The 25,108-nt window shown below is 40.0% G+C and carries 19 protein-coding genes; 4 read left to right on the forward strand and 15 right to left on the reverse strand.

What is annotated here, in order from left to right; all coding sequences use genetic code 11:
• A partial coding sequence (locus P8O16_RS08220) for a hypothetical protein (protein ID WP_300313137.1) occupies nt 1-375 on the forward strand: 375 nt, incomplete at its 5' end.
• Between the two features lie 142 nt (nt 376-517).
• Nucleotides 518-1,378 (forward strand): GIY-YIG nuclease family protein, encoded by an 861-nt coding sequence (locus P8O16_RS08225; RefSeq protein WP_300313140.1) that lies wholly within the window; start codon nt 518-520, stop codon nt 1,376-1,378.
• A 238-nt stretch (nt 1,379-1,616) separates the two neighbouring features.
• Here the strand turns inward: P8O16_RS08225 and P8O16_RS08230 are convergent, their stop codons facing one another.
• The 15 genes from P8O16_RS08230 to P8O16_RS08300 all read right to left on the reverse strand — a co-directional run bounded on the left by P8O16_RS08230 (nt 1,617) and on the right by P8O16_RS08300 (nt 22,047).
• Nucleotides 1,617-1,799 (reverse strand): hypothetical protein, encoded by a 183-nt coding sequence (locus tag P8O16_RS08230; RefSeq protein ID WP_300313143.1) that lies wholly within the window; start codon nt 1,797-1,799, stop codon nt 1,617-1,619.
• Between the two features lie 146 nt (nt 1,800-1,945).
• On the reverse strand, nt 1,946-2,800 hold the full coding sequence (locus P8O16_RS08235) for a hypothetical protein (RefSeq protein WP_300313144.1): 855 nt from the start codon (nt 2,798-2,800) through the stop codon (nt 1,946-1,948).
• A gap of 18 nt (nt 2,801-2,818) precedes the next feature.
• Nucleotides 2,819-3,313, reverse strand: a complete 495-nt coding sequence (locus P8O16_RS08240; protein ID WP_300313146.1) for a hypothetical protein — start codon at nt 3,311-3,313, stop codon at nt 2,819-2,821.
• Between the two features lie 666 nt (nt 3,314-3,979).
• The gene (locus tag P8O16_RS08245; RefSeq protein ID WP_300313149.1) at nt 3,980-4,927 is read right to left on the reverse strand and encodes a hypothetical protein; all 948 of its coding nucleotides are present in this window, start codon (nt 4,925-4,927) and stop codon (nt 3,980-3,982) included.
• Nucleotides 4,928-5,160: 233 nt separating this feature from the next.
• A complete protein-coding gene (locus P8O16_RS08250; protein WP_300313151.1) occupies nt 5,161-6,147 on the reverse strand; it encodes an MlaD family protein in 987 nt (328 codons plus the stop codon).
• 92 nt (nt 6,148-6,239) lie between these two features.
• Nucleotides 6,240-6,980, reverse strand: a complete 741-nt coding sequence (locus P8O16_RS08255; RefSeq protein ID WP_300313154.1) for an ABC transporter ATP-binding protein — start codon at nt 6,978-6,980, stop codon at nt 6,240-6,242.
• Between the two features lie 3 nt (nt 6,981-6,983).
• A complete protein-coding gene (locus P8O16_RS08260; protein WP_300313157.1) occupies nt 6,984-7,748 on the reverse strand; it encodes an ABC transporter permease in 765 nt (254 codons plus the stop codon).
• A gap of 457 nt (nt 7,749-8,205) precedes the next feature.
• Nucleotides 8,206-10,575 carry an ABC transporter permease gene (locus tag P8O16_RS08265; protein WP_300313159.1) on the reverse strand — a complete coding sequence of 790 codons (2,370 nt, stop codon included), beginning with the start codon at nt 10,573-10,575 and terminating at the stop codon, nt 8,206-8,208.
• Between the two features lie 161 nt (nt 10,576-10,736).
• On the reverse strand, nt 10,737-11,426 hold the full coding sequence (locus P8O16_RS08270; RefSeq protein WP_300313162.1) for a head GIN domain-containing protein: 690 nt from the start codon (nt 11,424-11,426) through the stop codon (nt 10,737-10,739).
• A gap of 425 nt (nt 11,427-11,851) precedes the next feature.
• A complete protein-coding gene (locus tag P8O16_RS08275; protein ID WP_300313164.1) occupies nt 11,852-14,254 on the reverse strand; it encodes an ABC transporter permease in 2,403 nt (800 codons plus the stop codon).
• A 97-nt stretch (nt 14,255-14,351) separates the two neighbouring features.
• Complete coding sequence (locus P8O16_RS08280; protein WP_300313166.1) at nt 14,352-16,805, reverse strand: ABC transporter permease; 2,454 nt, start codon at nt 16,803-16,805, stop codon at nt 14,352-14,354.
• Nucleotides 16,806-17,006: 201 nt separating this feature from the next.
• Nucleotides 17,007-19,367, reverse strand: coding sequence for an ABC transporter permease (locus P8O16_RS08285; RefSeq protein WP_300313169.1), 2,361 nt, complete (start codon nt 19,365-19,367; stop codon nt 17,007-17,009).
• Nucleotides 19,368-19,476: 109 nt separating this feature from the next.
• Complete coding sequence (locus P8O16_RS08290; protein ID WP_075350813.1) at nt 19,477-20,172, reverse strand: ABC transporter ATP-binding protein; 696 nt, start codon at nt 20,170-20,172, stop codon at nt 19,477-19,479.
• 139 nt (nt 20,173-20,311) lie between these two features.
• Nucleotides 20,312-20,698 carry a four helix bundle protein gene (locus P8O16_RS08295; RefSeq protein WP_300313174.1) on the reverse strand — a complete coding sequence of 129 codons (387 nt, stop codon included), beginning with the start codon at nt 20,696-20,698 and terminating at the stop codon, nt 20,312-20,314.
• A 101-nt stretch (nt 20,699-20,799) separates the two neighbouring features.
• Nucleotides 20,800-22,047 (reverse strand): HlyD family efflux transporter periplasmic adaptor subunit, encoded by a 1,248-nt coding sequence (locus P8O16_RS08300; RefSeq protein ID WP_300313177.1) that lies wholly within the window; start codon nt 22,045-22,047, stop codon nt 20,800-20,802.
• 327 nt (nt 22,048-22,374) lie between these two features.
• Between P8O16_RS08300 and P8O16_RS08305 the strand changes: the two genes are divergently transcribed.
• A complete protein-coding gene (locus P8O16_RS08305) occupies nt 22,375-23,763 on the forward strand; it encodes a sigma-54 dependent transcriptional regulator (protein WP_300313179.1) in 1,389 nt (462 codons plus the stop codon).
• The gene (locus P8O16_RS08310; protein ID WP_300313182.1) at nt 23,753-25,105 is read left to right on the forward strand and encodes an ATP-binding protein; all 1,353 of its coding nucleotides are present in this window, start codon (nt 23,753-23,755) and stop codon (nt 25,103-25,105) included. Before P8O16_RS08305 ends, P8O16_RS08310 begins: the two co-directional genes overlap by 11 nt.
• The last annotated feature ends 3 nt before the right edge of the window (nt 25,106-25,108 follow it).

A 25,108-nucleotide genomic window follows, 5' to 3' on the forward strand; every position in this document is an offset into this window, starting at 1 on the left:
ACCGGATTCCCTCCATTTACAGAAAAGGGAATAGTATTCTTCGTTGCTTACGTTTTTCATCCTGCAACATTATACAGTCAGGAGGCCTTTAGCAATATGGGGTTGATCGGATGGATACATTCATCTGAAATTATTCATGGAACTTTATTCGGAAGTCTTTTCGCAAGAGGAATGACTAAACCTGAAAGTGAACAACCAAATAATGAAAAAGAACTAGAAGTATTTCATAGAACCAGAATTTGCTTCGTTTTGATATGTTCTATTTTATTAAACTATGTACCACTTGATATAATAAACAAACATTATCCTAGACAAAAAGAGCTTGAAGAGCTAGCTGAACTTATTAAAGACTTTAGAATAACACTCTATGAATAAAAAAACGGTGTGCAACAGCGAATATAATTAATTGCTTTGGCTGACGCTCATCTGGAAAATTCCTACGGAATTTTTCGGGTTCGTGTTTGTTTACTAAATTAGTTGTTAGCCACGCAACTAATCATACAACAAACGTAAAAGAATGAAATTCGGAAAGACCATAAAAATATTTTTGATTGATGGAGATCCCAATGGGAGGATGAGTTGTGAACTATCCAATTGGTCCGGAAAGGCTTATAAAATCCCAAGAATTAAAATCAAAGATTGTACAGATCGAAATGATCTTAGCAGTACCGGAGTTTATCTACTTTTTGGAAAGGATGATGAGGGAAAAGATCAGGTCTACATCGGAGAAGCGGAATCCATCTTAAAGCGCTTGAATCAACAATTGAATGCCAAGGATTTTTGGAATGAGGCGATCATATTCATCAGCAAAGATGAAAACCTGAATAAGGCTCATATCAAGTATTTGGAAAATAGGCTTCATGATATTGCCAAATCAGCCAACCGGTATCGAATAGATAATTTTATTATTCCCACTCAATCCTCTATTTCCGAATCTGATCGGGCGGAAATGGAAGAGTTTATAGAGTACATCAAAATGTTGGTCAATACGCTAGGTCACAAAGTATTTGATGAAAAAAGAGAATTCAAACCAAAGCAAAAACAAGAAACATTTTTTATTAAAGCAGCAAGGGGAGCAGAGGGACAAGGTGAACCTACCTCAGATGGATTTGTTGTTTTCAGAGGTTCAAAAGCGGCGGGTTCGACTGTTACCTCAATGACTTCAAATTTTGTGGTATTTAGGCAGAAACTTATTGATGAAGGAGTGCTTTTAGACAAGGTAGATTATCTTGAATTTCCAGAAGACTATATTTTCAGTAGTCCTTCAACAGCTGCCTCAATTGTGTTGGGACGTAATGCCAATGGGCTAACAGAATGGAAGCTAAAAAATGGTAAGACCCTAAAAGAGTTTGAGACCAATGAAAAACAACCAAGCTGATGTCAAACCGATGGGGCATTCCTAAAGAGGTTGAGGCTTTTGTAAGACAAAGAGATTTAGCCTGTGTCTATTGTCGGGTAGAGTTTCATTCAGACAAGAATGATCGAAAATCAAAACCATCTTGGGAACATATTGTCAATGATATCAGAATTAACGGAATAGATAATATCTCACTATGTTGCATATCCTGCAATGCAAGTAAAGGAGCAAAAATTTTAGAAATGTGGTTAGAAACTGATTATTGTAGAAGGAAGGGAATAACAGTTGATTCAATTGCCACTGTTGTAAAAAAGGCAATAGAAAATCCACCTAAGTTGAAGTAAATCCGCTCCCAGCCTGCTCGGATGGTTTCTATGGGAACATCGGTTATAAGTTGCTGCCTGAAGTCTTCCCTACCGATTTGGATTTCGATAGTATTCATTTGGTTGCTCAGCTTGGAATCAAAGAACTTTTCCTTTTCGGGATGGGCTTTATATAGTTCTCTGATCCACTCAAAATTGATTTGCCCGGACTTCCGTAGTAATTCGGTGCCGTACTTTCGCAGATCAATTCTCCTGGAAGGATAACTTAATCATTCCCAACAAAATTGGCCCGTCCAAAAAATCGTCGATTCACGAAGTTATTAAGGTTGGAACCAAAGCGGTAATTAAACCCAAATCTGGAATCGATGGTATAAGCTGAGGGCAGGGTTACTCTCCCGCTCAAGATATCCTGTTCTGTGAAATCTCCTGATGCCAGGTAAATCTGATCCTGTACGTAGTTGCCTTCTACCCTCATAAAGAAAGAAAAATTCCCAGTAACCCGGACTTCTGCGCTAATATTCAAGCCTGTGGACCAAGAGCTAAAATCATCTAGATAATTTCTCAGACGATAACCCACTTCTAGGTTACCCCATCTTTGATTTAGTCCCAGACTGACTCTCAAACTATGGAGGAATCTGGTTTCTTCAATCACACCGCTAATCGTTTCTTCGACATATCTATTATTCCTGACTTCAACCCCATAGTTCACTCTTAGAAATCTGGAATTCTGCACTGATTCCGGAAAAAAATTGTACTCTACAGCTGGTCTGAAGCTGGTCTGAAACTGATAATTAAATCGGGTGTTCTGACGTCCTGCAATATCATATCCATAAGACCATTGAGGTGAAATTGACTTCACCAGTTGGTGACTAAATCCAAATTCTGAAACATCAAAACTGTTCTCAATTTCATCGATGAACTGGTTGCCGTTTTCATCAAGAACCGGCGCTCCATTCTCATCAACTCTCGGTACTTTTTGAATCGTTCTTCTCAGCCTCTCATCTATTCTCCCTGTTAGGGAAATCTTCCATTTATCCGTGATACGATTAACATTGACCTCTCCACCATAATTAATTTCCTTGCTCAATTCCTCTACTTCAATGTTCGCATCACTACCCACATTAAAAACCCAATAATTTTAGGGATCAACAGTTTCCTGCACTTCATTTTCCAGAACACCAGCGTCAGTCTTCATATTGATTTCAATCCCCTCTCCTGCTTTGGTCTTTGCCACAAACGGAGCCAAACCTAATTTGATAAACCGTGTAAGCTTTTCTCGCACTTCAAAGTCGGTATCCGTCTGTTTGTTATTTACATAGAGAGTGTCTGTTCTTCCCGCATGAATGTTTTGTTGACCTATAAAAATCAGTTGATATTGTCGTCCACCGCCACCAGATCTGTTATCGTTAATCAGCAGAAAGACATCAGCCAATTGATTATCCCTGTAGAAGTCAACTGCTGTAATTTCCGTTCTGATAAAATCCATATCACAACCTCCATCTCTCCGATCACAGCCATCGATAAACACCCGGAGTTTATTGGGAGGGCTGGAATTATCAATTAATGTTTGACTAAATGCAGGAGGATCAAAAGAAAAGAATATCAGAATTAATAAAATTGGTATTTTTCTCATTTGATTAGGGGTAATTCACGTTGGTTGTATCCTTAAGATCGAGGTTGAATACAAGTTATCATGCTATAATACCATTATCTGTTGAAAACAATCGGACATTTTACACGAAACAGCACTGAAAATGATTCTCGGTCCTTCGCCAACACTAAATACAAGCAATAAGGGCTTCACTTTGGCATTTGGAAAGAAGTGGAAATTAAAAGCCCATTATTATTCCAACAGACGATACTTTTTAGGAATCAGATAATAATGCAAAAATCATTAATGAAGTAAAGAATATTCCTAACCTTCTGTAAAAATCATGGCTATTTCGTAGGTTATAGTTCCTTTTGGCTCTTCGCGGAAAGTCCGTCAATCGGAAGGCTTGACTTATTGGTGAAACTAAATCAATAAGCCAATCCTATGGATTGACTCGGTAGTTAACTGAAATTTTTACACTTTTAATCAGCCACGATTCATACAGCGGCGTTATACGGTTCTCAGACCCACTCAAAATTGATTTGCCCGGACTTCCGTAGTAATTCAGTGTCGGTTGTTTCCTACCAACGGCAGGCAGGGATGTCAAATAACGGCTGAAGTTTAATCTCTAGTCTCTAATCTCCAATCTCTTGTCTCCTACCTCCTGACTTCCAACTTCCTACCTCTTGACTTCCAACTTCTCACCTCCTACTTCCCCCCAAACTCCAGATTTATACTACCGCCAGAGCTTTGCAAAGTCACAGGGATTCCGCCACCGTTGATTTTACCAGTCACTCTATCCTTTTTTTGCTCTCCACTGAAATTACTAAGCGAAGTATTCACTCGACCGCCTCTGAGGTCTAGGTCTAATCCCAACCCTTCTGGAACTACTGCCGTGATACTTCCTCCGCTGCTTTTCATCGTAAGCCCTTTTTCCAGATTGGACAGCTGTGCCTTGATCGAACCACCACTTGTACTGGCATTAATACTTCCATCAATTTCCTCTAATGAAACAGAGCCGCCGGAAGAACCTACGGATATGTCCCCCTCGACTTGACTGATTTTGACTGAACCGCCACTCGTTGCCACAGAAACATTTCCTCTAAATTCTTCTAATCGAAAAGACCCACCAGAACTTCTTGTAACTAGCTCTCCTTCACTTTTGGTAACTTTGATACTTCCGCCGCTTGTGTTTATTTCATGCTCTCCGGTAAGTTCAGCCAAAGAAATAGAGCCTCCACTTGAATTAATGTTTGTGGACATAGTATGAGGAACTGAGATTTTAAAGGAGAGATTTAATCTGTTATCCGAATTCCATCCCCAGCTTCCACTTTTCTTGGCTTTGAGCGAAATGGTATTTCCATTTTGAGAAAAATCCAGGTCATATTCTTCCAATAGTTCCTCTACTTCGGCATCTTCACGATCTATTTCTTTACCCTTGAATTTGACATACATATCAATAGTGACTGTATTTCCCGATGTCCCGGTGACGGAAACTGAGGAGCCGGAAGTTTCTACCATTAGATCACCAGGACCATTGATCGTGAAACTTTGACTTAAATAAGGCTCTCCATCAAACTGAAAAGAAGTAGCATTTGTACAACTAGCTGTGACTAGAAAAAAAATTAAAACAAGTAAAGATTGTAGATTTTTCATAGGTTGGTTTTTTTAGTCTTTCGATTTATTTAATCCCACTTTTATGCCATCCTAAATGACTTCCAGAGCTTTCTAATCCATCATTTTAGAAATCAAGGCATTTCTATACGTACACTTTTGTTCGCTGGCGGGCAAACATTAAAGCAATGCTTTAAGGCAAAATATGGTTTTCTATTGTTTGGGAGAAAAGCCGATAAAAATCTTATATAGAAAAAGGCGACTCAATCAACATTCTAATTATTGCTTTGCTCTGCTTTCTTTTTGGCTTTTTCCTGCTTCCTGAAATATCCTCTAAATAGAAAATTTGACTTCATGGCCTCCATATTTTCATTAAGCTTATACGTGCTGGATTCAAGGTTTTGAAGAGTCTGATCGACTTGCTGACGGAAAACAGAATCTTGCAAAACCAAGCCAGCAGTTCCCTGCCCATTTTGGATGTCGTTCAGTAATACATTCACCGTTTCCATCATTTCCGATGCCTCGGCACTTGTTTTTTGCAACTGAATCAGTGTTTCTTCAAAATTTGAATTCATAATACTATCGGTGAACAAACTATTCACAATTCCATCCCCCTTTTCAAAAGAAGAAATTATGTTTTTTCCCGACTTCGTGATTTCTGCTGCATTTGCACCAGCCACTTTAAACTTCTGCACTGCAACATTTAAATCATCCACTAGTTTAGGCTCGCTCAACAAGCTCCAAAGTGCTTCACTTTCATTCAATTTCTCGGTTATCTGAGTAAGATTTATCAGGGTTTTTTCCAAATAATTCCCTGTTGAATTGAGCGTTTCCAGCATTTCGTCGGTATCAATCTGGGGCAAAGCATACAATATATCCCCAGAGGCAAGAGGAGATGCATCTCCATCCATAGGATTGATATGAAGAATTTTATTACCCATTATTCCATCCGTATTGATAGTTGTCTTCGAATTATTTTTGATAAAGGGTTGCATGGACTTATGGATCAAAAGCTCGACTTGTATGGTTGTGTCATTCAGCATTTCGATAGCGCTAACTGTCCCTACATCCATTCCTTTGAAGCGGATATTATTACCCGGCAATAGTCCATTCACATTCCGCATTTCTGCAATTACCCGAATGGAGGACCCGAAAATATTCTGATTTTTACCAATGAGATAGAGCGAAAAAACCAGAAAAATCATACTGGCTAATACTAAAGCTCCAAGTTTGGCATTCGCTATTTTTTTTTCCTTTTTCATGTGTTATAATTTTTCTTTAAGGTCACATGGAATCTTCGCATGAATTTTAATCAAACCTCTGAGTAACGCTTTGGGTCATGCTCGATTTCATGTTATCTAAAGAATTCACTGACTTTTGGATCAGTGTTTTTCATTAAGTTTTCATAAGTATCCGCCATATAATTCCTTCCTTCAATCAGTGTAATTACCCGGTTGGATGTTATCCGAATACAATTCATATCATGAGAAATAATCACCGAAGAGGCCTTGTATTTTTCTTGGATAGAAATCATAAGTTCACTGATTTCCCGCGCTGTGATCGGATCAAGACCAGTTGTCGGTTCATCATACAAAATCACCTTGGGCTTTAAAATCAGGGTCCGAGCTAATGCAATACGTTTTCTCATTCCTCCAGACAATTCCGATGGCATCATATTGACGGTATGCGAAAGTCCAACATCTTCCAAAGCTTCCATTACAGCATCTTCAGCCTGGCTTTCACGCTGCTCTACGGTCCAGTGTCTTCTTAGCGGAAACTCCAGATTCTCTCTGATAGTCATCGAATCGTAAAGTGCATTACTTTGAAAAAGAAACCCTATGTCTTTTCTAAGTAAGTCCATTTCATCCTGATCTAGCGCACTGATATCATGGTCTAACACCATAATTTCACCTGAGTCTGCCTCTATCAATTTAATAATACATTTGATCAAAACAGACTTTCCCGAACCTGACTTTCCCAGAATCACAAGATTTTCGCCAGCTGCCAAACTCATATCAAAGTCCCTCAGCACATGATTTTCACCGAAGGACTTGTTTAGTTTAGATACCTCTATAATGCTTTTAGTAGGCTCCATATATTAAGTCAATCCTAATAAATCTGTGACCTGAACCGCAATCAAATCCAGTATAAAAACCAATAAAGAGGCTACAATTACAGCAGTAGTAGCTGATCTCCCTACTCCTTCTGTTCCTTTCTTAGAATTATAACCTTTATAGCACCCAACTATTCCAATTCCAAAACCAAAGAAAAACGTCTTAGTCAATGAGGGTATAAAATCTCCAAAACTCAGGGCATCAAAAGCCTGGAACCAATAAAGCGACCAGCTTACTGAACCTTTCAGATTCACTCCCAGAAATCCCCCATAAAGTGAAATTGCTATCGCCAAGCTTGAAAGTACCGGCACCATCAAGGTAGATGCCATCACCCGTGTGACTACCAGATATTTGAAAGGATTGGTCCCCGAAACTTCCATCGCATCAATCTGCTCCGTCACTCGCATCGACCCCAATTCCGCTCCGATTCCAGAACCAATTTTACCTGCACAAATCAAGGCAGTAATAACTGGGGAAATTTCCCTGACTAGGGAGACGGAAACCATGGATGGCAAAAGCGACTCGGCTCCAAATTCTAGAAGAGTTGGGCGAGATTGGATTGTCAATACCAGTCCCATGATAAATGCTGTGATGCTGACTAGGGTAAAACTCTTATATCCAATCCAAAAACATTGATTGATAAATTCTTCGTACTCCTGACGAGGCTTTGTGATTTCCTTGAAGAACCTTCCCGTAAACCTGGCTATTTCTCCAACTTCTGTGAAAAATGGTTTGTCTATCGCTTTCAAGATTCGAGTCGTTAATTATGAACTATAAGTTGAGAATTGCATCTATCAAATCCTGAGAGCAAAATCACCTAAATTACTGATATATGTCAGATTTTTCCCGGAATCGCCTTTCTAGTCTTAATTAGGATAAGCTAACTAAAAAAAAAGACTTTTAGACCTCGGGCTGTTTGTGATTTGAAATCTCAAAGTCAGCTTAAAGGGTTTGTAATCAAATCAATCCGAAAGGATTACTTCGAAAAAAACACATAAAAAATTTCTCGAATACCTCAAGTCCAATATCATAAATATGATTATCCGCTTTCTTAACAATCCCTTGATTAAACGGCTTAAAAATCCAATTGAGATTCAGTTTTGTCAAACATCGGTCTTCTGTCACCCGTCTTCCAGCCAAAAAAGTAAATGAAGTTTCACTATTGGTTTATTTGCGATCATACAAAATCATAAATTAAAAAACACATCACTCACTCTTGATACTCTTTACCGGATCAGCCCAAGCAGCTTTAAGAGATTGTGACATGACCGTGATTCCGGCAATCAACCCTGCGATCAATCCTGCAAATAGAAATACAGTCCAACTGATCCCTATATGGAAGGCAAAATCTTCCAACCAGGAATTCATACCAAACCAGGAAATCGGGATGGCTATCAAAAATCCAATCCCTACCAGTTTCAAAAAATCCTTCCCAAGTAAAAGCAAAATGTTTCCGGTCTCTGCTCCCATTACTTTTCGAATTCCAATCTCTCGTGTTCGTTGGGCAGTTGCAAAAGTCACTAAACCAAGTAGGCCAAGAATCGAAATCAAGACGGCAAGCCCGGAAAAGAAAGTGAAAATGGTTTTTACTCGCTGTTCGGCAGCATACTGTTCGTTAAATCCTTGATCAACAAATCTCGGCTCAAAAGGAAAGTTAGGACGAAGTGTAGCCCATTCCTCTTTCAAATAAGCTAAGGTCTCTTCTCGTTGGGAGGCATCGATCTTGATGCTCATTAAGTTGTTTCCATTTTGTCCTATTTCAAAAACAATAGGAACAATAGGCTGATGAAGACTTTCAAAATGAAAATCTTTCATAACCCCAGTAATAAAACCTCTTTTGCTCCCATAGTAAAACTGCTTTCCAATTGCCGCATCTGGACTTTCCCAGCCAATCTCTCGAACTGCTGTTTCATTAAGGATAAATGCCTCTGTAGAATCGCTGGCTCGCAAGACATCGAAGTCTCTTCCAGCAACTAATGGAATCCCATAGGTTTTGAGGAAATTATGCCCTACATCAATATCCGCAATTCGGATTTCCAATTGGGTGATTTCCCCATCTATCTCTGCTGAAGCTCCTTGATTATCCAATAATCTTCCTGATGGAGCTCGGCTGGAAATTGTGACTGATTTTATTCCTGAATGATTTTCCAAGCGATCTTGCACAAGCAGTAAGTTTTGCTCTATCTGAGGACTTGCTGGAAGTAGTACGATATCCTCTTTCTCAAAGCCAAGATCTTTACTTTGCATGAAATCCAATTGATTTACAACCACCAAGACTGCCACGATCAGTACCACAGAAACTGCAAACTGCCCTACCACCAAAACCGAACGGAATCGCTCATGACCTTTCCCTACTTTAAAAGCTCCTTTCAGCACTTTCCCCGGCTGAAAACCTGAAAGAAAAAGCGCTGGGTAACTTCCTGAAATCAAGCCAACGAGAACGATCAATCCTACGATTCCCAGCAGGAATTCAGGATTTTGGAAAAAGTTGAGGCTAAGTTGCTTATCTGTAAAATCTGAAAATATAGGAAGGAAGAAGAAAACCAGAATCAAGGCAAGAATCATCGAAATCGTGGTCAGCATAAAGGATTCACCCATAAACTGTCTGATCAGATTACTTTTATCGGCACCCATCACTTTTCGAAGTCCCACTTCCATCGACCTCAGAGAGGATCGGGCAGTGGATAGATTCATAAAATTGATACAGGCGATCAATAGAATAAATAACGCTACGGCCAAATAGATATACACATAAGCAATATCACCGTTAGCTTCGATCTCAGTATCTAGGTTAGAATACAAGTGAATATCTTCTAAAGGCCAAAGAAATAGCTTAGTTCCTTCTGACATGGGAGTTCCTGATTTGGTCTCCCCCATATGCCGATCGATCAGCGTAGGCAATTTATCTTCGAAAGTCTGACGGTCTACGCCTTCATTGAGCAGCAAATAGGTAGAAAAACTATTCCCCCCAAAATTGCTCATGAAAGCTTCCTGTCCTCCAAAAAACATGATCACAGGTTGCATGGAAGCCAAAAACGTAGGGTGGAAATGAGAATTATCAGGAAAGTCCTCAAAGACCCCACTTACCAAGGCTGTGAATTCAGAGCCTCCCAATCCAAGTCTCAACTCCTGCCCCATGGCAGGCTCATCTCCAAAATACTTCTTGGCCATACTTTGGGAAACTAGTACTCCATTACCTTGCTGTAATGCTTTTTTAGCATCCCCTTCTAATACATTGATCGAGAAAATATCAAAAATCTCAGGGTCGGCAAATGTGAAGTGATCCTCAATAAATTTCTTATCATCATGCATCACGAGCGGATCAGATTCCAGCATCCGAGTCACTGCCTCCACTTCATCCGGAAAATCCGACTGAATCAGCGGTGCAAAAGGTGGTGCGGTATGCCCAAGATGCAGGCTAACCTCACCGTCCGGATTAAACCAAGCCCGGGAAACCCGAACGATTCGATCTGCTTTGGTATTCCATCGATCATAACTCAACTCATGCTGAACAAACAAGAAAATCAAAATACTTACAGCCATCCCGACCGCTAATCCAAACACGTTGATAAACATGTATAAAGGATTTTTTCGAGTATTCCGTAGCAGGATTTTGAAGTAATTCTTAAGCATATTTTCTCTGGAATATAAAATTGGCAGATTGAAAAATTCTAAAATCAGTAAGCACGAAGGCGATTTTTTGACAAACACCTTCCTACCTCCTAACTTCCAACTTCCTACCTTTTAATCACCTTGCTCGATCCTGAGCTTGAGATTTTCTGGCTAGTAGGATTCCCTTTATAATACACATTTCCGGATCCGGAAGATCCTACTGTCAGATTTCCGTTTACTCCAATAGCAGTTGATCCAGAGCCTGATTTTCCAATTTTCACATCTCCAGCCATCAATTCTAGCGCTTCAAATTCACCAGAACCAGATTGGCCAATGGCTGCAGAATCTGCGCTTCCGCCTTGGATGGTCACCTTACCAGATCCACTCATTCCAACATTTAGCGCTCCGGTTTGAAGCATCTTCATTTGAATATTACCAGAACCTGATTGCCCAATACTGAATTTTTTAGAAGTAATATTTGATTCCAAAATCATTTTTCCTGAACCGCTCACGCCTATGCTTTCCAGCTCTCTTACGGTTACATAAGCTGTAAAATTCACATTCTTCCAACTTCCCTTTTCCAATTTTATTTCAAGGGTATTCCCATCTACTTCTGTGATTACTTTATCGAGGTCAAAACCTTTGGATTCAAGTCGAACTTCATCTTTGTTTCCGATAGTGATAAAAACATCCCAGCTACCTCCCGATTTAATTCCTTTGAAAGAGCCTGGAGTCCGAGTTTCAGTCTGTGCTTGAGCAGTGAAGCCTACCAAAAAAAGTAGGATAATGAGTGAAGTGATTTTTGTGGTTTTCATGTTGTTGGTTGTTTTATTTATGTTGAATACAATTTCAGAGATTGTGCCAAGGGAAAATCACCCTTGATTGATCTGATTTCCCCTTTTCGAAAACAAACCCTGTCCGATCGTTTCGAGTTTTGCCCGTGAGCGGACAAAAATTAATTGTTTTTTTTGTTAGAAATAGATCTTTTGATTCATAAAGAAAGTTGAAGCTGCTGGTGTGTGCATTCAACTATCACAAGCAGGTTAACTTTCAATTTTTAAATTGAAACCCACTACATAGATGTACTTAAAGTCAAATTGGTTGCACCGAAACAAAAAAATCTTTACTTCTCCCTAGCCCATTTCCCCATGGATCAATTATAATTCAGTCTGTGAAGGCAGGGATTGAGTCGAAGAGAAAGTCATATGTTTGAAACTTTACTTCAAAATCAGAAATCCTCTTACTCATCCTTAATGCTTTCCACGGGATTTGCCCAAGCTGCTTTGATAGCTTGTGAGCCAACAGTAATCAAAGCAATAAAAAGTGTTACAATTCCTGCAAACCCAAAAGTCCAAAGCGAAAGCCCAGCTTTATAGGGAAAATCAGCCTGCCAAGAATCCATGGCATACCAAGCTAGCGGAAATGCAAAAATCATCGCCACTGCTACCAAAATCACAAAGTCTTTAGAAATCAAATTCAATAAGCTTTGAGTACTTGCTCCCATCACTTTTCGAATCCCAATCTCTTTGGTTCGCTGCTGTACAGCATAAGCTGCCAAGCCGAATAATCCGAGGCAAGAAATTAAAATCGCTAAAATTCCTGCAATTGTAAATGCCAAACTCAATTGAGATTCTTGGCGGTATTGCTCTGCAAAAGTCTCGTCCATAAAGGAATAGCTAAAGGGATTTCCAGGGAACACCGATTCATATATATTTTGAGTAGAAGCAATCGCTTCGGACATTTGAGCCGGATCTACCACTAAGGTAAAATAACCATCCGCTTCCGAAGCCAAGAAAATCATAGGTTTGATTGGCTCTCGGAGAGACATGTGATGGTAATCTTTAGTCACTCCGATTACCTCAAAAGGCTTACCCCACAGGATATTTTGTCCCACCGCAGCATCTGGGCTTTCAAATCCCAATTGCGCCGCAGAAGATTCGTTGAGCATGACTTTATTCAGGTTGTTCCAATTTTGAGTCGCCTCATCTGTGGTAAAATTTCTTCCTGCCAACACCTCGATTTCATACGTGGGAATAAATTGCTCATCGATGATAAACATGCTGTAATTGTAATCCTTATCCTCAGGTCTTGCTACTAAAGGCGTAATCCCTCCTGCAGAAAAATTATAACCTTGACCCGGAAGGTTATTTGATCCTGCTATTGCTTTCACAAAAGTTTGGGCTTTTAAACTTTGCTTGAAGGCATTCATTTTCGAAGACCGATTTTCACCTACATCATTTGGCCCCGCTACAATCAGCTTCTGATCCACATTCATCCCCAGACTTTGCGTCTGCATAAAGGACAATTGGTCTCGAATTGCAAGCGTACAAACTATGATGCCAATCGAAATTACAAACTGAAAAACTACCAAAGACTTGCGAATCCATTGAGTTTCAGGTTTGAATTTTACTTGGGATCGCTTTTCAAATTTTCCAGAAAGAATCACCACATAGAAACCTGAAATCAATGCACAGGAACCGATGATCGTAGAGATAATTAAAACTACTTGAGGTGTTTGTAAAATTCCAAACCAAATAGCTTTCCCAAAAATACTAAGAGCAAAAGGTGCTAGCAGATATAATAAAACAACTGAAATCACTAATGAAATCACTAATAAAAGCAAAGTCTCGATCATAAACTGTTGAGCTAATTGCCAAGATTGTGCTCCTAAAACTTTCCTCATTTTGATCTCTTTTATTCTAGTCAAAATATTGGCTGATGAAAGATTAAGGTAATTCACATAGGCAATCCCAAGAATCAAAATCGCAATGGCTAAAAACACCAAAACTGATCCCATTTTAGAAGAAGTGGGTAGCGGATCTGAAATAGAAGAGCCCAAATGGATACTTGGAAGATCCTGAAGAATTATTGAATTCGCCTCCCCATTTGGCGTTTTTCGAATAAACTCCGTCAATTGATCCGAAAGCGAATTGGGATCAGCCCCCTCTTTTGTCATGACAAATAAGTTGACAAATCCGGAATCAAAACCATTTGGATCAGCCCAATCATTTCCTGAGCGGTTTGCTGGATTCTCTAAGGTGTGAATGGATAAAAACATATCCCCTGTAATATCTGATGTGGAAGGAATTGATTTTAAAACTCCGGAAACGGAAAATTCTTGTTTCCCAAATTGGTTGCTCAGCAGGAATGTTTTTCCCAGTGGATCCGCTTTTCCAAAAAACTTATCCGCTATAGTCTGAGTAATCACAGCAGTATTAGTTGCAGTCAGGTCGGCAGTTCCTCTGAGGATTGGAAATGAAAAAGTCTGAAAGAAATCTCCCTCCACAAAACTTACTGCATCCTCTTTAAAAAACAGATCAGTTTCAGGGATCGCGACTAAACCTCCTCCGATATATTCCGCAATCCTGCCAGCTGATTCAATTTCAGGAAAATTAGCTTCCAAAACCCCTGCATAGCCAGGTGGAAGGTAAGTTTCAAACTCACCTTTCCCCTCAGTGACCACAACTCTGAAGATCCGATCTTTATTAATATGAAAATCATTGTAGCTCCACTCCGTGACCACATAAGCAAAAAGCCCCAAGAAGGTAACCATACCTAAAACCAAACCTAGAAAATTGACGAATGTAAAAAGTCGTCTTTTGATCAGGCTTCTAAATGCGATTTTGAGGTAGTTGAGAAACATGGGGTTATTGATTACAAGTTTAAAATAATTTTTTCCTTACAAAGCGTTTAACTTTTCTGCTAACATTCATTTCCAATCATTTTTTTTAAATCCCGGCTTACTCGCTTTTTAGAGAATTAACCGGGTTAGCTATTGCAGCTTTAATGGACTGATAACTGGTTGTCAGCAAGGCAATCACAATCGCAAAGAGACCTGCTCCCAAGAATACCTGCCAGCCTAAGTCCTGCTTAAACTGATAATCTTCCAGCCATTTTCTCATTGCCCACCAAGCAATAGGTGCTGCAATCAGGAAGGCGATTATGACAAGCTTTGCGAACTCCTTAGAGAGTAATACCACGATGCTCCCGATACTTGAACCCAGCACTTTCCGGATGCCTATTTCTTTGGTTCTTTGCTCAGCTGTAAAGGCCGTCAAGGCAAACAAACCCAGACAGGCAATGACGATTGCAAATCCAGCAAATATCCCAAAGACCTTTCCTAAGCGGGTTTCTGAAGCATACATATTTCCGAATCGATCATCCAAGAAGGAATAGGTGAAAGGTTGGCCGGGTGCAAATTGATTCCAAGTAGCTTCTACATATTCGATCACCTGATCTGTATTGGTAGCGTTGAATCTAAAAGATGCGATTCCTCTTGGTTTGTCGCTAAGGAAAATCATCACGGAACCGATATTTTCTTTGAGGGATTCGAAATTGAAATTTTTCACAATTCCTACCACAGTCCGGCCTTTTAACTCATCCAAGTTCATCGTCTCGTTATCACCAGCCAAACTGTAGATTTTTTGACCGATAGGATCTCCTACAAAGTTGAATTGCTTTGCGGCAGTTTCGTTTAGTATGACAGCAGAGGAATCTGAGGGGAATTCCATAGAAAAATCTCTTCCTTCCGCTATTTCCATCCCCATTGTCTTCACATAATCATAGTCAACTTCCCAGTTTTGTAAACTTACGAGATTCTCCGTCTGCTTAGGATCTTTCCCTTCAGCCCACCAAGGCGTGTCCGATCTCCAGGTACCCGACACCGGCAAAAACCCTGTAATAGTTCCTGACTCCATCATAGAATTTGACAGAATCTCCCGCTTGAAAGATTCGGCCTGATCTCCCAATGCATAGACATCGTCTACCGTAATGATCTGATCCTTATTGAAGCCAATCTTTTTATTCTGTATGTAATCCAGCTGATTAAACACCACTATCGTGGCTATGATCAAAATGATAGAAATCGCAAACTGGAAGACTACTAGGGAGCTTCGGACCATTCCACTTCTCATCCCCATAGAAACTTTCCCTTTTAGAATACTAATTGGCTTGAAGCCTGAAAGGAAAAATGCAGGATAAATACCAGCCAATAAACCGGTACCTATAGCTCCAATAATCAGAATTCCATAAAACGTGAATTGAGAAAATGGAACAGTAAGTTCTCTTCCTGCCAAGTCATTGAAAAATGGTAATAGCAAGGAAACTAATGGCACAGCAATTAGAAATGAAATAGAGCTCAACAAAATAGACTCCATCAAAAACTGACGAATCAAATGCGTACGGAATGAACCCATCACTTTTCTGATGCCCACTTCCTTGGCACGGTTTGCAGATCTAGCCGTGGACAAATTCATAAAATTGATACAGGCAATGATCAGAATAAAGAGTGCAACTGCTATAAATAGATAGATGTAGGTGATATTGAAATTGGGCTCAAACTCACCCATTAGGTTACTTTTCAAGTGAATATCTAACAGCGGCTGAAGATCATATTCTATTTTCCCACCATCTGCAAGCATGGCATCTAATGTGGCCCCTTCCCCGAAAACCTTACTTAATTCTGGCTCTATATTCTTTTTGATAAGAGACATCAACTTCAGATTTAATGCCTCAGGATCTGCATCTTCCCTGATTTTTAAATAGGTCTGGAAATTATTACCCATCCAGGAAGTGGTTTTTGCTTCTTCCAATCCTTCCATAGCTAGCAGGAAATCGAAATGAAAATGGCTGTTTTGAGGAATATCTTCATACACTCCTGTGATCCTGAAATCCTCATCATTATCAAGAGTCAGGGATTTCCCTAAAGCACTTTCTCCGGGGAAATACTTCTCAGCAATGCTTTTACTGATCGCCATGGTATTGGGTTCCGCTAAAACCCCATCTTTATTTCCTTCCAAAAGTGGAGTTCCGAATACATTGAAAAAGTCCTTGCTTGTCCATATGACTCTATTTTCCTTGGTATTCTGATCGGTCTTTTTAACCAAATAGGAGCCTCGTTGTCTAAAATTAACGGCATATTCTACCTCTGGAAATTCCTCAGGAAGTGCTTCGGCCATCGGTGCAGGAGCGTTGGGCATATCCCAATGATTCCCACCAAAAATGATATCGGCATGAATTCTATAAATCTGGTCAGCATTTTTGAAATGCTTATCGTAGGAAAGTTCATTAATCACAAACAGTGTGATAATCATACAGACTGCCACACCGACTGATAAGCCTAGAATATTGATGAATGTGTAGAACTTATGCTTTTTAAGGTTCCTGATGGCGATTTTGATATAATTCTCAAGCATGGCAAATCGTTATAAGTTGGTTTAATCAGAAAAAAAGGAATTAGTCCTAAATCAATAAGATGCTTCCCGAAGGTTGAAGGTTATATCAAAACATATTCAGGATTGATGCCAGTAAAAAAAAGCCTTCTGGATGCCAGAAAGCTCATTTTTAAATTTTTGATCCCCACAAGTTCGAACAGTATTGTTCGCATTCGAGCAAAACTATTCGCTCTTCAGACTTTCCACCGGATTAGCATTCGCAGCTTTGAAAGCCTGGAAACCAACCGTGACGATTGCAATAAAAATCAAAACCATACCTGATGCGGCAAAAATCCACCAGCTAAGATTGGTCTGATAAGCATAGGTTTTCAACCAGTTATCTGCGAAGTACCAAGCAACGGGCACTGCAATAATGATTGATACCAGAATAAGCTTCACAAAATCTTTGGACACCAAAGTCAGAATCCCAACAGTAGAAGCCCCCATTACTTTTCGTACTCCTATGTCCTTTTTTCGTTTCTCCGCAGTGAAAGCCGCAAGGCCAAAAAGCCCTAGACAACTTAGGAAAATCGCCATTACTCCGAAGTACTTTGCCAGCGTAGAAACTCGCTCCTCAGATGCATAGAGCGTTTGATAATCCTCATCCATAAATGAATAGCTCAGAGGCTGTGCGGTGAACTTTTCATAGACGTCGGAAATCCCTGCGATACTCGCTTGCTGATCATTTGACTCAATTCTCACCATGACCTTTTGGGCAAAACTTGGATCATACTTGAGAAAAGCAGGCTTTACTTTTTCCTTTAAAGATTCAAAATGGAAGTCTTTCACTACTCCGATAACCTCCATATCATCCCCCCAAAGATTCACGATTTGACCTACTGGATCTTGGAAGCCGATGGTTTGAACTGCTGCCTGATTTAAAATAATCTTACTTTCTTCACTATTATAATCAGGCGAAAAAGAGCGTCCTGCCGCCATTTCAAAACCCATGGTTTCTATCAACCCCATGTTGATACTGATATTTTCAAATTTGACTTGCTCTTCCTCATCTTTTCCTTCCCAAGTCAGTCCGATAGTCGCACTTTCAAGTCCTACCAAAGGATGTGATACGCTGGACGCATTACTTACCCCAGGTACCTTTTTAAGTTCTTCAAGGTAAGATTCCAATTGACTTGGATTGATTCCAGAAGCATTCAATTCTAATAAATGAGCTTGATTATAACCCAAATTTTGATTTTGGATGTAACTCATCTGCTTGCTCAAAACCGTGATCCCGATTATCAGAAGAAGTGAAATTGAAAATTGAAATACCACCAAACCTTTTCTAGCTAAAAGCTCTCCAAAACTTCCCTTGATATTAGATTTCATCACTTCCAACGGCTTAAACTTGGAGAGGTAAATAGCTGGATAGACCCCCGCCAGTAATCCGGTAATCAACCAAACACTGAATAAGATGATCAGCACATCTGGCTGAAATGAAAGTGCCAGGGATTTGGATGTCACCTGATTGAAAAAGGGCTGAAGAACAAAAGACACCAACACTGCCAACACCACGGCAAACAAGGTCAGAACCAGTGATTCTGTAATGAATTGACCGAAAAGACCGGCTCTACTCGCTCCCATGGATTTCTTCACACCAATTTCCTTTAACCTACTCATGGATCTGGCAGTGGTTAAATTCATGAAATTGATACATGCGATAATCAGGATAAAAATGGCGATCACTGAAAAGATTTTTACATAGCTGATTCTTCCTCCTGCTACTTTCCCATCCTCAAATGAGCCATACAAATAGGTATCTCCAAATGGCTGTACGAAGACCGAAGTATTGGATTTTGCTTCTTTATTTTTAATGAAATCAGAGATCTGCTCATTAAAGGCATTTATATCGCTTCCTTCTTTCAATAAGACAGTTGCTGTAGCATTGAAATTATCCCAGTGGGCACCCTCTCCAAGCATTTGCTTGAAATAGGGAAATGCGAGCAGAAAGTCAGGCTTGTCGAGGTCTAGTTTTCCAAAGTCCTCATAGACCCCAGTAACTTCTACTTCATTGGAAAATTCAAAAGCCTGCCATTTCAAAGACTTGCCTAAAGCTAATTGCGGGCTTCCAAAAAGTTTGGTGGCCAAAGTTTCAGAGAGCGTGATGGCATTGATATCCGTTAATGCTTTCTCTGGGTTTCCAACTATAAAATTCACATCGAAAATCTGGAAATACTCCTGATCTACAAAAAACCCATCTCCATTCATTTTTGTATTTCCCTGCTCGAAAGTAACGCCATCAATAAAAGGAGATAAAGCTGTTGCCTTATCCACCTGAGGCAATTCCGCTTCCATGGCTTCAGCCATGTCTGCAGGAGTATATGGCACCGTCACAATTCCGGTGGAAATATCATGATTCGTCATCACCTGGTAAATCTGATCTACCTGAGTATGGTAGCGATTGACACTCATTTCATCCTTTACCCATAGCAAAATCAGGATGACCGTCGTAAGACCAATCGTCAATCCAAAGAGATTAATAGCAAAAATATGCTTGGACTTTATGAAACTGCGGAAGGCTAATAGGATTTGGTGGCGGAGCATGGGAAAGTTGGTTTGTTTTTTTAAATTAAGAACAGTGAAAAATGATCGGTGTCCGATGTCCGATGACCGGTGAATTCATCCTACATCGAGCATCCGACACCGGTCAATATCAAACATGAAACTGCTCTCTGATATTCTCTGTCACCACTTTGCCATCAAATAGATTGATGATTCTGTGTGCGTAGTTAGCATCATGTGGAGAGTGCGTTACCATTACGATAGTCGTCCCTTCATTATTCAACTCTTCCAAAAGACGCATTACTTCTTCGCCGTTGGTAGAATCCAAGTTACCTGTAGGCTCATCGGCAAGAATTACAGAAGGCTTTGCTACAATCGCCCTTGCAATCGCGACACGTTGTTGCTGACCACCGGAAAGTTGCTGGGGAAAGTGATTTCGTCGGTGCATAATATTCATTCGACCCAAAACCTCTTCCACTTTCTGCTTTCGCTCATCTGAAGGGATTTTCAGATAAAGCAACGGGAGCTCCACATTTTCAAATACCGTCAATTCATCGATCAGATTAAAAGACTGGAATACGAATCCGATGTTACCCTTTCTCAATGAAGATCGTTGACGTTCCGAAAACTTAGCAACTTCTTGATCTAGGAAATAATATTCTCCTCCATCCGGATTATCCAGAAGACCGATAATATTAAGAAGTGTAGACTTACCACAACCTGAAGGGCCCATTATGGCTACGAATTCACCTTTCTTTATTTCAATTTGAATTCCGTCCAGCGCCGTGGTTTCTACCTCCTCGGTGGCGTACATTTTTCTGAGATTTACTGTTTTGATTACGTTCATGGTTTTTGGATTAAAGGACCGAAGACGGGAGACCGAAGACCGAAGAATTCGACCTCTTACCTTCTTTTATATTGTTTATAGTATTGTACTTGTTTTTGGATTAAAAGACCGAAGAGGTCCCAATCCTGTCTTCATTTTGTTATTTTAAATTATTTTTAAATGCTACAATCATGTTCATTAAGTTGAAAGAGTCTTGATATAATTCTGTAAAAGTGGATTCATCAATATAATTTCTTCTTTTGGCCTTATGGATACAAGTGACCACTTCTGCAAGAGACCGTAAAGCGTAACCAATAAACTTATTTTGCTCTGGATTAGATTGGGAAATGGAGCCTTCGGAAATATTTAAAGCAATTGAATCTGCTGCTCGGCGACTTTGGCTTGTTAAATTATACAGTTCCTCTTTTGGAAATGCCTTTGTGGCTGCATGAACCTTTTCGGCAAGGTCCATTGCTTTTTGCCAGATTATTAATTTTTCAAACTTAAAACTCATACTATTATCTGTTTTATACAGCTGAAATTTCATTTATGCCTAGTCTTTATATAGCTAGCTTCGATCTCTTGATCTTCATCCTTCCGTCTCCCGTCTCCCGTCTCCCGTCTTCCATCTTCCATCTTCCATCTCCCCTACTTCAACTCCAGCACCTCATTCTTCCCAAAGTTCTCATAGCCGCTGACGATCACTTTTTCACCTTCAGTTAAGCCTTCAAGAACCTCGTAGAATTCAGGATTTTTTCTACCCAATCGGATATTTCTCTTTTCAGCATTTCCGGATGCATTCAGCACAAAGACCCAGTTTCCTCCCGTGTCTTTAAAGAATCCTCCAGTTGGTAAGAGCAAGCTTTGCTCACTATCTCCCAACTCCAAACGAATTCGAACACTTTGACCTCTTCGGATTCCTTGGGGGCTTTCTCCTGTAAACTTCATATCTACCTCAAATCGACCATTGGTAATCGTCGGGTAGATCTTCATGATTTCCAATTCATGATCTACTCCGCTCAAGGTGAATTTTCCACGGAGACCTTGACCGATTCTTGGAAGGTATAATTCATCTATAGGTACTCTTACTTTGAATTCATCTAAAACATCGATCTGTCCATAACGCTCTCCTGAATTAATCGCTTGACCAATTTCTATTTGCTCCATAGCCAATTGACCTGAGATGGGTGCTTTGATTACCAGATTATTGAGAATCTGACCAACTCCATTCAAGGAAGCATTCATCCGACTTTCAGACTGTCTAAGCTGGGCTAACTGATATGACCTTGCAATCGAATCACTTTTATATGATTTGTAGGTCAATTCCTTTCTTTTCAAGTTGTACTCATATTGCTCCGCTACTTCCTCAAACTCTCTGTCAGAAACTAATTTCTTTTCGTGAAGCTCTTTAAATCTTTTATACTGTGGCTCTAGCAAACTGATTTGATAATCAATTTCTGCCAACTGCCCTTGTTGGCTTAAATCATTTTGATCTAAGAAAAGACGGGTTTGTCGAAGGTTATTGATTTGCTCATATAACATAGTCTCACGCTGCATCACATCTAATTGAAGATTGGAATTAGCCATAATCAAAATCGTATCTCCTACATCCACCAGCGCACCAGACTCCCTAACCAAAGCTGCTACCATTCCACCTTCGACAGCGTCAAGGAAGAAAGTCTGAGCAGGTTCGATCTGACCTGATACTAAGATGTAGTCTGTAAACTCACCAGTAGTCACTGTGGCAATACTCAAACGATCCTTCTCCACATTCATCGTCGAACGATGATCCGCAAAGCCGATTTGATATATAATTGCCGCTACTACTAGCACTCCACCTGCGATCATTGCGATCTTTTTCGGAGTCCATGTCTTCTTTTCTATTTTTCGATCCATTGTGTGTGTTTTCCTTTTCAGGGCTATCCCCTTTATGCCAAATGGCATGCCATGCAAAAAATAGCCGTTAGATGCTTGTTTGGGTGATTTCCCTAAAAACAATATTCCTTCTCGCGAACATTTTCGTCCGCAAGCGAACAAAACATATCAAAGTCGGATATTTTTCCCTTACCTTAAAAAAAGAATCACTTGCTTCAAAACCTGCTCAAATCGTCCGTAAATGACATATTTAATCAATTTTAAAGTTGTATTGTTTTTCGGTATGCTTTTGGAACAACTGGTATTCAAATCCGGGATATATTTCCCAAAAGCGAAAAATCTTTTATCATGAACGAGCAACGAATCGGGAAAATCTTAATTATTGACGACAATGAAGATTTGCTGAAGGCAGCAAAAATTTTTCTGAAGCGGCACTTCGCACAGGTAGACACGGAGACTAACCCTGATCTATTACCCATTCTTACCCACAATGAAAATTATGATGTGATTTTGCTGGATATGAACTTCACCAAAGATGTGAGTTCGGGTCAGGAAGGTTTTTATTGGTTAGACCGGATTTTGGAACTGGACCCCTCTGCGGTGGTGGTATTGATTACCGCCTATGGAGATGTGAATCTTGCGGTAAAAGCAATCAAAGAGGGTGCTACAGACTTTGTGTTGAAGCCATGGGAAAATGAGCGGTTACTTGCAACTTTGAATTCCGCACTTCAACTCCGTAGAAAAAAGCTGGAGGTGGATCTGCTAAAAGATCAAAAAGCAACCATGCAGCAGGATATCGACAATAAATTCAAGGATATTATCGGACAAAGTCCTTCCATGCAGAAGGTTTTTGAGACCATTGAGCGGGTAGCGGTGACAGATGCCAATATTCTGATTTTAGGAGAAAACGGAACCGGTAAAGAATTGATCGCACGAGCAATTCACAGACATTCAAAGCGTAGCCGGGAAGCTTTTGTAGGTGTGGATTTAGGTTCAATTACACAGACGCTATTTGAATCCGAGCTTTTCGGACATAAAAAAGGTGCTTTCACAGATGCCAAAGAAGATCGGGCAGGACGATTTGAGCAAGCTCATAAAGGCACACTTTTCCTGGATGAAATCGGAAATCTCCCTTTATCACTTCAGGCCAAATTATTGGCAGCTTTACAAAATAGAGAAGTCACGAGAGTGGGTGCAAATCGGCCAGTTGAAGTAAATATTCGATTGATCTCGGCTACGAATATGCCGATTCATAACATGGTCTATGACAATACTTTTCGTCAGGATTTATTATATCGAATTAATACCATCGAAATCCAACTGCCTCCCCTTAGAGAACGGATCGAGGACATTCCGCTTTTAGCAGATCATTTTATCGCCTATTATTCTAAAAAGTATAATAAAGATATTCGAAAGGCATCAGAACCACTGATTAAGCGGATGTCGAAATACCATTGGCCTGGCAACATTCGCGAGCTTCAGCATAGTATTGAGCGGGCTGTGATCATGAGCAATCACAGTGTATTGCAGCCTGAAGATCTTTTCTTACAGAAAATTCAAAATCCAGAAAAGTCCGAGGAATCTGTTAATCTGGAGCATTTGAATATTGAAGATGTGGAGCGAATTCTAATTAGAAAAGCCTTACAAAAACATAATGGTCATATCACTAGAGCCGCTGAAGAATTGGGGTTGACCCGCTCGTCTCTTTACCGAAGACTAGAGAAATATGGTTTATAGGCGGTTTTCCATTGGCGTAGCCATTCGCCTAATCCTCATTATTTTATGCCTTTACCTAGGACTATGGCTTTATTATCGGCAAGAGCTTTGGTTGGCTCCCGGAATTTTGGGTTTGATAGCATTGATACAGATTGGAGAATTGATCTATTATGTCAATTCTGTCAATCATAAATTGGCCCGATTTCTAGACTCTATCCGATACAATGATTTCTCAAGTTCCTTCACTTCGGATTCACAGATGGGAGGTTCCTTTCGTGAGGTCAACGTCGCTTTCAACGAGGTGATGGACGTTTTCAAAAAGACCCGAGCTGAAAAAGAAGAGCAGATGCTTTTCCTTCAAGTCATTATTCAGCACATCAATACGGGAATTATATCCTTCAATTCAGCTGGAAAAATCGGTGTTATCAATAATGCCGCAAAACATTTATTACAGATTCCACAATTCCGGGATATTTCAGATTTAGGTAAGCTTTCAACCGAACTCCTCAAAGAGGTGATGGAGATGAAACCGGGACAACGAATCTCTCAAAAAGTGAATTCTAACTTACATCTCATCATTCAATCCACTTCTCTCAAGATGGGTGGTCAAAGTTGGACTTTGCTTTCATTACAAAATATCAACGCCGAACTCCAATCGAACGAACTCGAAGCTTGGCAGAATCTCACCAAAGTCCTTCGCCATGAAATCATGAATTCGATCACGCCAATCTCAAGTCTGGTGGAATCGCTTCGGACTATTCTCGATGAAGATAGCTACGTGCAGCAAGAAGGATTTCTGATCAAAAAAGACGGTTTTCAGGATATTCAGGAAGGCTTGGATACCATCGCCAACCGAAGCAAAGGATTGGTGAGTTTCGTAAATGCCTACCGGGATTACACGAATATTCCATTGCCAGAAAAAGAACTGGTTAATATTCAAGGCCTCTTCGAAAAAGTGCTCAATCTGATGAAGGAGGACTTAAAAGCCAATGAGGTCGAGGTACAAACCGAGATCCAACCAGAAAATTTGGAGATTCATTGCGATCCAGATCAGATCATGATGATCCTTATCAATTTGATTAAAAATGCATCAGAATCACTAACTAATCAGGCCAACCGGATTATATTTTTGAGAGCAATTTCTCAGGGTGATTTAGGTTCGATTATTCAGGTGGAAGATCATGGTCCAGGGATTGTACCAGAAGCACTAGAGCGGATATTTGTACCATTCTATACTACCAAGAAAACTGGTTCTGGCATTGGATTAGCCATTTCAAGACAGATTATGAATCTACACAGAGGAAGTCTTCAAGTTGTTTCAAGACCAAATGAGCGGACGGTTTTTACTTTGAATTTCAGGTAACTT

Source organism: Algoriphagus sp. (assembly GCF_029254265.1).
Classification (GTDB): domain Bacteria; phylum Bacteroidota; class Bacteroidia; order Cytophagales; family Cyclobacteriaceae; genus Algoriphagus.